This window comes from Bradyrhizobium diversitatis (genome assembly GCF_016031635.1).
Classification (GTDB): Bacteria; Pseudomonadota; Alphaproteobacteria; order Rhizobiales; family Xanthobacteraceae; genus Bradyrhizobium; species Bradyrhizobium diversitatis.
Window position 1 is genome coordinate 1 of sequence record NZ_JACEGD010000019.1, and the last position, 12,014, is coordinate 12,014.

Below are 12,014 nucleotides of genomic sequence, written 5' to 3' on the forward strand. Positions count from 1 at the left end.
GCCGTCGATCCAGTCCCAATCGACCTTGCCGGCAAGCTGAACCAGCTCGTGCTTCATATTGATGATCTGGTCCAGCCTGGCCCGGAACAGATCGCCCGATTCCGTCGTCCTGTGCTTCTTCGGTCGCATCGCCACCTCCGATGCGACGACGGAATCATGACTGGCGATTCGACGGAATCCTGAAAATGAAATTGCAAGGTTCCGATGCCCCAAGCATCAAAACCCTGCAATCGCAAAACAGCCCACAAAGACAAATGCGATTCTAGCTCAATCGCTTAGCCGCTCTTCACGGACGACGGGCTATCCCTCCCGCGTGAGCGGAATACAGAACCTCGATCAAGCTCTAGCTAGTTGGCAACGAAGTGCGCGTGGCGAAGGCCCTTGTGATGGCCGTCGGCCGGCGGCTTTCCTGCAATCAACGCAATGCCAACGGCCAAGCCGATCGTTGCCGCCAGCAGTCTGACCAGAGAAGGACGCATTCCATCCTCGACATTGCGGCCAACATCGTGGCGCCGACATCGTCGGCGCGAACATGGGTTCTGCTTTGCCAAACTAAGCAGCGAAACTATGACGGAAAAGGAAACTCTCGTTCTGATTGCATATCTATGAAATACAATTCTATTAAACATTTCAGATTTGCGACCGAAGCGCACAATTTTCGAGCAACGTGACGCGACATTCACCGCGCGTGCTTGATTGCCGGTGTTCCACCATTTGTCACCCGGTCGGGTGACGCTGCGTTGCTTCGCAGTCGTTAGCATCAGAAGCACCGAGCCCGATATTCGGCTCGACGTCGTGAATTGGTTCACACGCATTGTTCTGCCGCGCGGGTAGGGTCATCGGAGATCGATACCCGCGATTGCCACCAAAGACTTGTTGTCGGAGGTTTTCATGCCGCCTGTCGATCCAAAGGCAGCTTCCACTTTCTCCGTCGTCAAATCATTTCCAGCAATTCCCACGGTCTGTCTCGGAATCTTCGCCGTCGCGCTTGCCATCTCGTCGAGTGCGACGAAAGCAGCTTGCTGGGTCGTGCTGCTGTCCGCGCTGGTTTCGAGTATCGCAGGCTTCGCATTCTCGCCGATCGCCGGCGCCTTCCTCTTCCATAGCTTGAGCGAGCCGATCACGATCGTCCGGATTCTCCTGGTGGCTTCGATCGCCCAACAAGTCTACTGCGTCTGGCGCTTGCGTGAATCGATCGAGATGCGCCGGTGCGCTCCCTACCTCTTCGGCAGCATCTTGACGTTGCCCATCGGCCTTCATCTCCTCTGCAACACTTCGGCGTCCACCTTGCTGCCGATGTTGGGAGCTCTGTTGATCACCTATGGCGCCTTCACGGCGCTGAAGCCGACTCTGCGGTCCGGGAAGAATCCCTTGTGGGGACGCATCACGGTTGGCGCGCTGGGAGGCATTACCGGAGGCCTTGCAGCATTTCCTGCCGCTTTCGTTTCGATGTGGTGCCATGTCCAAGGTTTCGACAAGCACCGGGCCCGCGCAATCATCCAGCCCTTCATCCTGGTCAACCAGCTGCTGTCGCTGTCCTTGCTGATGGTCTTGCGGCCGTCAGAGGTGATGCCGCTCGGCCTCCTCTTTTATGCAGCCCCCGCCGTGCTCGGCGCCTATGTCGGGCTGATTATCTTCAACCGCGTCGATACCGCCACGTTCAACCGCATCGTGGGCCTGCTGCTGATGGCTGCCGGGATCGGTTTTGTCAGGCCCCTCTGAAGGTTCGGAGCATCCCATGCAGAAATCCCCGCAGGATCTCCCCCGATCAGACCACCCCGTGGTGCGCAAATGGCGGCTTGCGGTCGTCAGCTTCTATGGATCGCTGCTGGCCGTCATGCTGATGCTGGCGCTGACGACCGATCATGATGTTCAAACTGCAGGCACGAGCGTGCCTCTCGCGTCTCTGAAGAAGTAGAAGCGCTCGTCTGGCGCATCCCGGATCGCAATAATGGAACGCATCCTCGATTTGATATACGAGGCCGCCGGCCAACAAGACCTCTGGCCTGCCGTTCTCACCGCTATCGCCGATCTCACAGGAAGCGAAGGCGGGGTATTGTTCGGACAATCGGTCACGGCCGAGCAAGTCTACTTCGATTTCAACGGCCGCTTGAACCAGCAATGCAGTCAAGTCTACCAGGAACGCCATATGCAGAATGCCTGGTCGGAGGCGATGGAGGACAAGCCGATCGGGCAAGTGGTCCTGTCGGACGAAGTGGTGCCGCTGCGCGAGCTCGAAAAATCGGTCTTCTACGACGAGGTCCTCAGGCCGCAAGGCATCGGACACAACGCGATGATTGCGCTGGCGGCGAAGGACGACTTCCGTGTGGCCTTCAACATCTGCCGCAGCAGGCGCCGCGGCGAATTCGACGCAGCCGGCCGCAAGCACATCGAAATGCTGGCTCCCCATCTGCGGAGATCCGTCACATTGGGATTTCGCCTGACCGGGTATCACGCATTGAGGAGAGCCGCGTTCGACGTGATCGATCAACTGGCGGACGGCGTCGTCGTCATGGGTCCCAGGGCACATGTCGTCTTTGCGAACCAGACGGCCTGTTCGCTGGAAGCAGAAGGGACGCTCAAGCTCAAGCCTGCGATGGCGACCTGGTCAGCCCCGCATTCGAAACGTCTCGCAAACCTTGTACGGTCGACATTGGCCGGCGGAGCCGGCGGAACGATGAGTGTTCCCGCGGTGGACGGAACGCGGCTTCTGACTATTGTCGTCGTGGGACTGCGCAGCGAAGAAGTCGCGATGCTCGGTGGGGCCTTCATCCGCAACGCGGCCTGCGCCGCCTTCGTGATCGATCCCTCGCAAAGAGGAACGGCGAGCTCGCAACAATTGACGGACGCATATGGCTTGACCAGGGCGGAAGCACGCGTGGCAGTTGCAGCGTCCTCCGGCGGGACGACATCCGAAGCAGCCGTCATGCTGGGGCTGTCCGCCAATACGGTCAAAACGCATCTCAGACGAGTCTTTGCCAAAACCGACACGAGAGGTCAGGCTGAGCTTGCCGCACTTCTCGCGTCGATAGGTGTCGTCAGATCCCCTGGCGAAGCCTCGTAGCCAGGATCGAGCGGAGCGAGAGCCGGGACTTGTCCGCTTGGCCTTGGATTGCGCTTTCCGCCTTCGCCCTTCGAGCTACGGCGGACGCTCCATCCGGGCGTGGAGCTGCGGCTACCCCCGCGCCTTGCTCCAGTCGGGGCCGACCGGGCCCGACACGCCCTCGAAGGCGCCGTCGGCGAGCTCGAACACCAGGATGCGAGCGGCATCGACAGGGCCCGGCATGGTGACGCGGCCCTTGGGGACCGGCTTGAAACCGACGCGGCTGTAATAGGGTTCGTCACCGACCAGCAGCACGAGGCGGTGGCCTTTCGCCTTCGCATCCTTCAGCGCGCGCTCCATCAACGCGCGGCCGACGCCGCGGCCGCGAAACGGCGGCTCGACGGTGAGCGGACCGAGCAGCAGCGCGGGCGTGTCGCCGATCAGGATCGGCAATTGCCTGACCGAGCCGACCAGCAGCGTGCCGATGCGGGCGGTGAAGGACAGTTCGAGCAGATGGTCGACGTGCTCGCGAATCCGGTAGGCGCTCAGCACGAAGCGGCCGGGACCGAAGGTACGTTCGTGCAGCCGCTCGATCGCCTGAGCGTCGCCGGCGGCCTCGGGAAGGATGGTCAGTGAGAGGTCGGTCATGTCATCCGGCGGAGTAGCATCTGCGAATGCGGAGGTCCATGGGCGTGGCACCCACCTCAGTCCCGTTTTACAATCGGGATCGCGAAGATGATCGAGACCAGCGCCAGCAGGATTCCGATGTTGCCCGCGAGGACCGGAAGGCAGGTCAGGCCGAAAGCGGGTTTGGTAATCTTCATCCGGCTTTCCGTGGCGGCGGTCGAGCCGGTTACTGGCACAGGCCGCCCTCAGCGCCACGTCGCAATCAAGGGCCGGTCGTCGAGCACTTCCGCGATCCGCAGCCGCGTGCCGGGCGTGGTGCCCTCGGGCAGCGCGGTGATCGCGAAGAACCCGCATTCGACGATCTCGCGGTTGGGCTCAGGGACGCGGTCCTGCCTGAACTGCCTGACGACGTAGACCGCGACGTGGTCGCGGCGGGAGACGTGGCTGTTGAGGAAGATGCCGTGCAGCATGGCCTCTCCGGTGAGATCGATGTCGCCCTCCTCCTTGAGCTCGCGCCGCATCGCCTGCTCCATGGTCTCGCCGTGGTCGACGCCGCCGCCAGGCAGATACCAGCCGCTGACATAGCTGTGCCTGACCAGGAAGACCCGATCCTCGGCATCCAGCACCACGGCGCGGACGCCGAGCGTCATGCCGCGGACGACCAGGAAGTAGGCGTGGAAGAGCCGCCGCAGCAGCGGCTCGGCTTTCCGTCGCACACGGTTCAGACTTTCTCCCATCAGACTTCCCTGCCGCCCCGTTTCAGGCCCTGCTTGCGCGCTGGGCGCGACCTTGCCATTACGGTAGAGCAATAGCGAGGCAATCGCGCGTCATGACTCCCAACACGCTGGCTCCCTTCACGCTCGCCCATCTGTCCGACCCGCATCTGCCGCCTTTGCCGAAGCCCCGGCTGATCGAGCTCGCGGGCAAGCGCGCGCTCGGCTATGTCAACTGGACGCGCAACCGCCACAAATACCAGCGCCGCGAGGTTCTCGATGCACTCGTCGCCGACATGAAGGCGCAGTCGCCCGACCACGTCGCGGTGACGGGCGATCTCGTCAACCTCGCGCTGGAGGCGGAATTCGCGCCGGCCCTCGCCTGGCTCGAGAGCGTCGGCCCGCCTGAGCGCGTGACCGCGATTCCCGGCAACCACGACGCCTACGTCCGTGCCACCTCTCATCGCTTCGGCGAGACGTTTGCGCCCTATCTTGCCGGCGACGACGGCCGCATCGGTTTTCCGTCCGTGCGCCGGCGCGGACCGCTTGCGCTGATCAGCCTGTCCACGGCGGTACCGACCCTGCCGCTGATGGCCACGGGCACGCTCGGGCCCGATCAGCTCGCCTCGCTCGAACAGGTGCTCGAACGGCTCGCGGCGGAGGACGTCTTCCGCGTGCTGCTGGTGCATCATCCGCTGAAATCCGATGCCCGCCAGAAGCGGATGACGGACGCGCCCGCTTTGCTGGCGCTGCTCAAGCGCCACGGCGTCGAGCTGATCCTGCACGGGCACGACCACGTTCATTCGACGATCTGGATCGAAGGTCCCAACGGAAACATTCCCGCGCTCGGCGTTCCCTCGGCCTCCGCGCTCGCGCACGGACGCTACCCGGCGGCGGCGTATAATCTGCTGACGATCGAGAAGGACAATGCCGGCTGGCGCTGCGAGCAGACGGTGCGGAGCCTGGGGGCCGGATTCCAGATCGGGCAGATCAAGCATGCGAGGTTGATTTAGACCCGCTGTCATTCCGGGGCGGCTCGAAGAGCCGAACTCCGGTGCGCCCTTGCGCACCTGAGAATCTCGAGATTCCGGGTTCATGCTTCGCATGCCCCGGAATGACGAAAGAGAAAAATTCACCAGCTCCGCAAAGCAGCCAGCACCGCGACCCCGAACAACGCGGCGGCGCCGAGCACAAATCCGAACACGAACGGCCAGACGCGCGAGCGGCGCGGCGGCACGGCGGCCGGTGCTTGCGGTTCGGGCGGGACCACCATCGCGCGCTCGCGCTCGACCATGCGGCGCGCGACATAGTCGGTGACCGCCTCGACGATCACGGCGGTGTCGTGCGATTCGGCGAGGACGATACGGCCGAAGCGGGTGTCCTGGACGAAGCGGTACATCCGCTTGTCGCGCCCCATCACGATGTGGGCGACGACGTCGATCCAGAGCCTCGGCGTATCGCCCTGGCTGATGCCGCGGTCGAACAGGTCGATCTGATCAGGCACCTGCGCGAACAGGGGATCGAGCCCATCGTTGAGGATCTCGAGCCGCGCCACCTCGGCGTCCCTGAGATCGACCACGACGCCGGTCCGGTCGGCGGCCTCGATCCGTGCGCGCAGCAGTGCATCGCGCAGCCGCACCGGGCGCGGCTGGCCGGGATGGGTCCCGCTGATCTCGGGCTCTGACATAGTCGACCTCGTCCTCGACTTTCCTACGTTAACCTATCAGCAACCATCCCCTCCGCAAAGGCCCACAATTCCAGATACTTACAGCGCCCCACAGCCTTTACACCTGTGCCAAAAACAGACGGTCCCACCCAGGCGAAGCCTGGATGGGACCATCCGTCCTTGGACGTCTTCTTAGGTGAGTTCGGCAGCCGCCTGATCAGGCTGCCGGAGCGCGCTGCGGCTCTTCCACGATCGAGAAGCGGACGCCGGCCTTGTGGCGGCTCTCTTCCGACACCTCGCGCCAGCAGTCCTCAGCCTCCTTGCGGGACTTGAACGGACCTTTGACCTGGGCCGAGCCTTCCACGAGCTTGTGGAAGTTCATCGAACCGAACTCGCCGCCGATCACCCAGAAATTGCTGCCTTTGGTCATTGTCAGTCTCCTATCGAGAGGTGCGTGGTTCGTTAGCCGAACTGGTTCATGGTGTTGTGGGCGCCGCCCGCCTTCAGGGCCGCTTCGCCGGCGAAGTACTCCTTGTGGTCGTCGCCGATGTCGGAGCCGGCCATGTTCTGATGCTTCACGCAGGCGATGCCCTGACGGATCTCGGCGCGCTGGACGTTCTTGACGTAGCCGAGCATGCCCTGCTCGCCGAAATACTCCCTGGCCAGATTGTCGGTCGAGAGCGCTGCCGTGTGATAGGTCGGCAACGTGATCAGGTGGTGGAAGATGCCGGCGCGCTTGGCCGAATCCGCCTGGAAGGTGCGGATGCGCTCGTCGGCTTCCTTGGCCAGCGGCGTATCGTCATACTCCGCCTTCATCAGCTCGGCACGGTTGTACTTGCCGACGTCCTTGCCGGCCTCCTTCCAGGCGTCGAAGACCTGCCAACGGAAATTGAGGGTCCAGTTGAACGAGGGCGAGTTGTTGTAGGCCAGCTTCGCGTTCGGAACCACCTTGCGGATGCGGTCGACCATCTTCGCGATCTGCTCGATATGCGGCTTCTCCGTCTCGATCCAGAGCAGGTCGGCGCCGTTCTGCAGCGAGGTGATGCAGTCCAGCACGCAGCGGTCTTCGCCGGTGCCCGGACGGAACTGGTAGAGGTTGGAGGGCAGCCGCTTCGGACGCATCATCTTGCCGTTGCGGTTGATGATGACGTCGCCGTTCCTGGCGTTCTCCGCCGTGACTTCCTCGCAATCCAGGAAGCTGTTGTACTGGTCGCCGATGTCGCCGGGCTTGTGGCTGACGGCGATCTGCTGCGTCAGGCCGGCGCCGAGCGAGTCGGTGCGGGTGACGATGACGCCGTCTTCGACGCCGAGCTCGAGGAAGGCGTGGCGGCAGGCACGGATCTTCGCCAGGAAGACCTCATGCGGCACGGTGACCTTGCCGTCCTGGTGGCCGCACTGCTTCTCGTCCGAGACCTGGTTCTCGATCTGCAGCGCGCAGGCGCCCGCCTCGATCATCTTCCTGGCGAGCAGATAGGTCGCCTCGGTATTGCCGAAGCCGGCGTCGATGTCGGCGATGACGGGCACGACATGGGTCTGGAAGTTGTCGATCTTCTCGATCAGCTCCTTCTCACGGGTCTTGTCGCCTTCCTTGCGCGCCTTGTCGAGGCTGCGGAAGATGTCGTTCAGCTCGCGCGAATCCGCCTGGCGCAGGAAGGTGTAGAGCTCTTCGATCAGCGCCGGCACCGAGGTCTTCTCGTGCATCGACTGGTCGGGCAGCGGACCGAACTCGGAGCGCAGCGCGGCGATCATCCAGCCCGAGAGATAGAGATAGGTGCGATCGGTCTTGCCAAAGTGCTTCTTGACCGAGATCAGCTTCTGCTGGGCGATGAAGCCGTGCCAGCAGCCGAGCGACTGGGTGTACTTGGTGGGGTCGCCGTCATAGGCGGCCATGTCGGCACGCATCAAGGCCGCGGTGTAGCGGGCGACGTCGAGGCCGGTCTTGAAGCGGTTCTGCAGGCGCATGCGCGCGACGGCCTCGGCCGACACGCCGTTCCAGGTTGGCTGGGTCTCGAGGAGCGCCTGGGCTGCCTCGACCTCGCTTTGATAGGAGGCCGGACGCAGGAGGGGGCTGATGCCGCGGGGCTGGTAGTTCATGTGCCTGATCCTTTCGCTGACGATGGCGATGGCTGGCCATCGACATTCTTGACAGTGCATTGCGAGATGCGTGTCAGGAGCTAAACGCGAAAACGGAAAATTCGGATAGAGGGCTTGTTTCTGATTGGTGATGTCATGTAACATCAGAACATGTAATAGATGTTATTTTGTAAATCTTGTAAATAAATGGTCAGCATGTCTGTCCTGATGGGGATCAAACGACATGGCCGCCGAGTCCGACTTTTTCTCCCTCTCCCCGTTCTTACGGGGAGAGGGTCGGGGTGAGGGGCTCTCTCCTCGACTTCGGCTCTCACCTCCCCTGCGGAAGCTCCCCCTCACCCGCCACGCTTCGCGTGTCGGACTCTCCCCGCAAGCGGGGAGAGGCGAAGAGAGGAGCCGCTGATGGCCGCCGTTTCCGGCAAGAAACTCTTCGTCGGCCCGCGCTTCCGGAGGATCCGGCAGCAATTGGGGCTGTCGCAGACCCAGATCGCCGAGGGGCTCGGGATCTCGCCGAGCTATGTCAACCTGATCGAACGCAACCAGCGCCCGGTGACCGCGCAAATCCTGCTGCGCCTTGCCGAGACCTATGACCTCGACCTGCGCGACCTCGCCACCGCCGACGAGGACCGCTTCTTCGCCGAGCTCAACGAGATCTTCTCCGATCCCTTGTTCCGCCAGATCGACCTGCCCAAGCAGGAGCTGCGCGACCTCGCCGAGCTCTGCCCCGGCGTCACCCACGCGCTGCAGCGGCTCTACGCCGCCTATACCGAGGCGCGCCAAGGCGAGACGCTGGCCGCCGCGCAAATGGCCGACCGCGACGTCGGCACGCGCTATGAGGCCAATCCGGTCGAGCGCGTACGTGAACTGATCGAGGCCAACCGCAACTATTTCCCGGAGCTCGAGCAGGCCGCAGAGACTCTGCGCGACGAACTGAACGTGCCGGCCGAAGGGCTGTATGCCGCGCTTGCGGCGCGCCTGCGTGAAAAGCATTCGATCCAGACCCGCATCATGCCGGTGGACGTGATGCGCGAGACGCTGCGGCGCTTCGACCGGCATCGCCGTCAGCTCTTGATCTCGGAGCTGGTCGACCCGCCCGGCCGCGCGTTCCAGCTTGCCTTCCAGCTCGGCCTCGGCGAATGCGCGCAAGCCCTGGAGACCATCGTCGGCCGCGCCGGCCCGTTGGACGACGCGCCGCGCCGCCTGTTTCGCATCACCCTCGGCAATTACTTCGCAGCGGCGGTGATGATGCCCTATCCGGCCTTCCTTGCCGCAGCCGAAGCGCTGAATTACGACATCCACGTGCTGGCGCAGCGCTTCAATTCCGGCTTCGAGCAGGTCTGCCACCGCCTCACCACCCTGCAGCGGCCGAACGCGCGCGGCATTCCGTTCTTCCTCTTGCGCGTCGACAATGCCGGCAACGTCTCGAAGCGCTTCTCCTCCGGCACCTTCCCGTTCTCGAAATTCGGCGGCACCTGCCCGCTGTGGAACGTGCACTCGACCTTCGACACGCCGGACCGCCTGCTCAAGCAGGTGATCGAGCTGCCGGACGGCACGCGCTATTTCTCGATCGCGCAGATGGTGCGCCGCCCCGTCGCGCCGCACCCGCTGCCGCAGCCGCGCTTCGCCATCGGCCTCGGCTGCGAGATCCGTCACGCCGCACGCCTGACCTATGCCGCAGGCATCGACCTGGAGAAAACCGAGGGAACACCAATCGGCGTCAACTGCCGTCTGTGCGAGCGCGAAAACTGCGCCCAGCGCGCCGAGCCCCCGATCACGCGCACGTTGATCCTGGACGAGACGACGCGACGGGTGAGCTCGTTCGCGTTCTCGAATGCACGGGAGCTGTGAGGGCATGTTCTCCCTCTCCCCGCTTGCGGGGAGAGGGTCGGGGTGAGGGGGACTCTCCGCGAGGACGGTACAAGTTGGACTCGCGGAGAGTCCCCCTCACCCGGAATTCAAGCTGCGCTCGAATTCCGGCCTCTCCCCGCAAGCGGTGAGAGGCGAAGGCACCCGCCCAACTACGCCAGCGTATGCACGATCACCGGCCCCGCCACGGCGCGCGCGTCGCCGGCCAGCAGCGGGCCCAAATTCTGCTCGATCCAGGCGATTGCGCGCCGGTTCGCCTCCTCGGCCTGCTCGAACTTGTCGAAGATCGAGATCGCGGTGACCGTGTCGTCGCCGGCATAGACGACGTAGTAGGCGCGAAAGCCATCGACGTCGCTGATGATCGGAACGGCGCCGTCCTTGATGCGGCGGGCCAGCTCTTCCGCACTCCCGCTTTTCGCCTTGGCCTGACGGATGGCGGCATACATGGCATCCTCCTCCGGCTATCTGGACTTTGGGCCTGTGACCCGGAGCCGATGATACGCCGATGCAGGCGGCTGATCCACGCTTGGTTAACCCCGCGCTAATCCGCCTGTGCGATCTGCAACCAGAGATTAAGCACGCCTCAACATCGGCGCCTTAGTCTCGCCCCACTCACGTTTCGCAAACAACGGCGGCCTATTCTGCCGGGCGAAGTGACATCAGGGGGCTTCATCATGCGCATTGCGTTGCTGCTGACCGCAACCATCGTCGGCGCGCTCTTCGCCAATCCATCTCATGCCGGTTCGCTCGATGCCGACGCAGCGCCGTCGTTACCACCGGGCTTCCAGGGCTACCGCGGCTACATGTTCGACCTGTCGGAGAACTCCGACCGCAAGGACGTCGACAAGCTCGCCGACAATCTGAAGCAGCAGATCGATGCCGTCGAAGCGGCCGGCCTGTCGCCGCGCGTGCTGCGCTTCTTCCGCACCGTGCCGATCATCGCGAGCGAGCTCGCCTGCCTCGACGAAGGCGCCGCGACCGCCTGTTACGGCCGCGTCGCTCCCAACGTCGAGCGCCGCGTGCCGCGGACGCTGACGGTGTGGGACCACGACAAGCAGCGCTGGACCAATCCGAACGCCGTCGACCTCGCGGTCGACTCGGGGCTCGGCGTGATCATGCTGCGGCCCGACATGATGCGCTACGAGAAGGAGGCCGTGCTGCTGCACGAGCTTCTCCATGCCTATCACGCACGGCTGCTGCCGGACGGCTACGCCAACAAGGGCGTGATCGCCTATTACGCGCTGGCCAAGTCCAAGGACATGTTGCCCAAGGAGGCCTATGCGATGAAGAACCCGATGGAGTTCTTCGCCGTGACCGCCAGCATCTTCCTGGCCGGAAAAAGCGAATTCCACGACCCGAAGTCGCGCGAGGCGCTCAAGGAGAAGATGCCGGACTATTACAAGTACCTGGTCGGCGTGTTCGGCTTCGACCCCGAGCCGGCGGCGGCGAACGGCCCGGTGGCCTCGCTGAAGTAAAGCAGACATCGCGTTTCCCCAAGCAAGCCAGCCAAAAAGCCGCGCAATATGCGCGGCTTTTTTTGCTTCGCAAGCTGGAAGCTGCGGATGACGCGCTGGCGGGAATTGCCAAGGCAGGGCCCGATCTGCATAGTCCCGCCGCATCGATACCGTTTTTCGAAGAGGATGAGAGAACATGGCGGACGCAGACCTGGATGTCGTGATCCGGCAACTGGCCAGACAGCTGCATACGGGCCTGATGACCCGCGCCAAGGAGCGGCGGGATCGCTTCAACGGCCTTGCGGCCAAGGCCAAGGGCAAGGAGACCGGCGAGCGCTTCAAGATGATGGCCAAGGCCACCATGGAGCAGGCCACTGTCGCGGCCAAGCGCCTCCAGATGTCCGCCGACAACGTCGCCGACAGCTACGCGCGATCGATGCGCCTGGCCGCCAGGGCGCCGATTGCGGTGAAGGTGGAAAAGAAGGCGAAGGACAAGCCCGAGAAGAAGGCCAAGGCGAAGAAGGCGAAGGCCGGGAAGGCGAAGTAAGCGC

General features: G+C 63.6%; 15 protein-coding genes. 7 read left to right on the plus strand and 8 right to left on the minus strand.

Annotated features, from left to right (window positions below):
- Positions 1-347 precede the first annotated feature (347 nt).
- Together H1B27_RS20905 and H1B27_RS41030 are read right to left on the minus strand one after the other, a co-directional pair.
- Positions 348-761 carry a hypothetical protein gene (locus H1B27_RS20905; protein ID WP_210343431.1) on the minus strand — a complete coding sequence of 138 codons (414 nt, stop codon included), beginning with the start codon at positions 759-761 and terminating at the stop codon, positions 348-350.
- A 75-nt stretch (positions 762-836) separates the two neighbouring features.
- Positions 837-1,124: a hypothetical protein gene (locus H1B27_RS41030; protein ID WP_197967533.1), complete on the minus strand. Its 288-nt coding sequence runs from the start codon at positions 1,122-1,124 to the stop codon at positions 837-839.
- On the opposite strand from H1B27_RS41030, the gene H1B27_RS20915 reads away from it, so the two are divergent.
- From H1B27_RS20915 to H1B27_RS20925, 3 genes are read left to right on the plus strand one after another with little or no spacing between them, the layout of a single operon-like run.
- The gene (locus H1B27_RS20915) at positions 1,030-1,722 is read left to right on the plus strand and encodes a sulfite exporter TauE/SafE family protein (RefSeq protein WP_197488669.1); all 693 of its coding nucleotides are present in this window, start codon (positions 1,030-1,032) and stop codon (positions 1,720-1,722) included. The genes H1B27_RS41030 and H1B27_RS20915 overlap by 95 nt on opposite strands.
- Before the next feature lie 16 nt (positions 1,723-1,738).
- Positions 1,739-1,918, plus strand: a complete 180-nt coding sequence (locus H1B27_RS20920; protein ID WP_156504893.1) for a hypothetical protein — start codon at positions 1,739-1,741, stop codon at positions 1,916-1,918.
- A gap of 33 nt (positions 1,919-1,951) precedes the next feature.
- Positions 1,952-3,064: a helix-turn-helix transcriptional regulator gene (locus H1B27_RS20925; protein ID WP_197967361.1), complete on the plus strand. Its 1,113-nt coding sequence runs from the start codon at positions 1,952-1,954 to the stop codon at positions 3,062-3,064.
- 111 nt (positions 3,065-3,175) lie between these two features.
- On the opposite strand, the gene H1B27_RS20930 is transcribed toward H1B27_RS20925, so the two are convergent.
- Positions 3,176-3,691 carry a GNAT family N-acetyltransferase gene (locus tag H1B27_RS20930; RefSeq protein WP_061878552.1) on the minus strand — a complete coding sequence of 172 codons (516 nt, stop codon included), beginning with the start codon at positions 3,689-3,691 and terminating at the stop codon, positions 3,176-3,178.
- Positions 3,692-3,915: 224 nt separating this feature from the next.
- A complete protein-coding gene (locus H1B27_RS20935) occupies positions 3,916-4,407 on the minus strand; it encodes an NUDIX domain-containing protein (protein ID WP_061878553.1) in 492 nt (163 codons plus the stop codon).
- A gap of 107 nt (positions 4,408-4,514) precedes the next feature.
- On the opposite strand from H1B27_RS20935, the gene H1B27_RS20940 reads away from it, so the two are divergent.
- Complete coding sequence (locus H1B27_RS20940) at positions 4,515-5,396, plus strand: metallophosphoesterase family protein (RefSeq protein ID WP_197967521.1); 882 nt, start codon at positions 4,515-4,517, stop codon at positions 5,394-5,396.
- Between the two features lie 119 nt (positions 5,397-5,515).
- On the opposite strand, the gene H1B27_RS20945 is transcribed toward H1B27_RS20940, so the two are convergent.
- From H1B27_RS20945 to H1B27_RS20955, 3 genes are all read right to left on the minus strand, one after another.
- Positions 5,516-6,070, minus strand: a complete 555-nt coding sequence (locus H1B27_RS20945; protein ID WP_197967362.1) for a hypothetical protein — start codon at positions 6,068-6,070, stop codon at positions 5,516-5,518.
- A 196-nt stretch (positions 6,071-6,266) separates the two neighbouring features.
- The gene (locus H1B27_RS20950) at positions 6,267-6,479 is read right to left on the minus strand and encodes a DUF4170 domain-containing protein (RefSeq protein WP_027575539.1); all 213 of its coding nucleotides are present in this window, start codon (positions 6,477-6,479) and stop codon (positions 6,267-6,269) included.
- A 32-nt stretch (positions 6,480-6,511) separates the two neighbouring features.
- On the minus strand, positions 6,512-8,143 hold the full coding sequence (locus H1B27_RS20955) for an isocitrate lyase (RefSeq protein ID WP_197967363.1): 1,632 nt from the start codon (positions 8,141-8,143) through the stop codon (positions 6,512-6,514).
- Positions 8,144-8,545: 402 nt separating this feature from the next.
- On the opposite strand from H1B27_RS20955, the gene H1B27_RS20960 reads away from it, so the two are divergent.
- Positions 8,546-9,991, plus strand: a complete 1,446-nt coding sequence (locus H1B27_RS20960; RefSeq protein ID WP_197967364.1) for a helix-turn-helix domain-containing protein — start codon at positions 8,546-8,548, stop codon at positions 9,989-9,991.
- Between the two features lie 170 nt (positions 9,992-10,161).
- Here the strand turns inward: H1B27_RS20960 and H1B27_RS20965 are convergent, their stop codons facing one another.
- Entirely contained in the window at positions 10,162-10,455 is a 294-nt protein-coding gene (locus H1B27_RS20965) for an antibiotic biosynthesis monooxygenase (protein WP_061878557.1), read from the minus strand.
- Between the two features lie 228 nt (positions 10,456-10,683).
- Between H1B27_RS20965 and H1B27_RS20970 the strand changes: the two genes are divergently transcribed.
- Positions 10,684-11,484: a hypothetical protein gene (locus H1B27_RS20970; RefSeq protein ID WP_061878558.1), complete on the plus strand. Its 801-nt coding sequence runs from the start codon at positions 10,684-10,686 to the stop codon at positions 11,482-11,484.
- 175 nt (positions 11,485-11,659) lie between these two features.
- Positions 11,660-12,010, plus strand: a complete 351-nt coding sequence (locus H1B27_RS20975) for a hypothetical protein (protein WP_197967365.1) — start codon at positions 11,660-11,662, stop codon at positions 12,008-12,010.
- Positions 12,011-12,014 lie beyond the last annotated feature (4 nt).

Bases quoted from the DNA above. Each gene is read 5' to 3' on its own strand.
- H1B27_RS20905 (WP_210343431.1), bottom strand. From the start codon at position 761: ATGCTAACGACTGCGAAGCAACGCAGCGTCACCCGACCGGGTGACAAA.
- H1B27_RS20920 (WP_156504893.1), top strand. From the start codon at position 1,739: ATGCAGAAATCCCCGCAGGATCTCCCCCGATCAGACCACCCCGTGGTG.
- H1B27_RS20925 (WP_197967361.1), top strand. From the start codon at position 1,952: ATGGAACGCATCCTCGATTTGATATACGAGGCCGCCGGCCAACAAGAC.
- H1B27_RS20930 (WP_061878552.1), bottom strand. From the start codon at position 3,691: ATGACCGACCTCTCACTGACCATCCTTCCCGAGGCCGCCGGCGACGCT.
- H1B27_RS20935 (WP_061878553.1), bottom strand. From the start codon at position 4,407: ATGGGAGAAAGTCTGAACCGTGTGCGACGGAAAGCCGAGCCGCTGCTG.
- H1B27_RS20945 (WP_197967362.1), bottom strand. From the start codon at position 6,070: ATGTCAGAGCCCGAGATCAGCGGGACCCATCCCGGCCAGCCGCGCCCG.
- H1B27_RS20950 (WP_027575539.1), bottom strand. From the start codon at position 6,479: ATGACCAAAGGCAGCAATTTCTGGGTGATCGGCGGCGAGTTCGGTTCG.
- H1B27_RS20955 (WP_197967363.1), bottom strand. From the start codon at position 8,143: ATGAACTACCAGCCCCGCGGCATCAGCCCCCTCCTGCGTCCGGCCTCC.
- H1B27_RS20960 (WP_197967364.1), top strand. From the start codon at position 8,546: ATGGCCGCCGTTTCCGGCAAGAAACTCTTCGTCGGCCCGCGCTTCCGG.
- H1B27_RS20965 (WP_061878557.1), bottom strand. From the start codon at position 10,455: ATGTATGCCGCCATCCGTCAGGCCAAGGCGAAAAGCGGGAGTGCGGAA.
- H1B27_RS20970 (WP_061878558.1), top strand. From the start codon at position 10,684: ATGCGCATTGCGTTGCTGCTGACCGCAACCATCGTCGGCGCGCTCTTC.
- H1B27_RS20975 (WP_197967365.1), top strand. From the start codon at position 11,660: ATGGCGGACGCAGACCTGGATGTCGTGATCCGGCAACTGGCCAGACAG.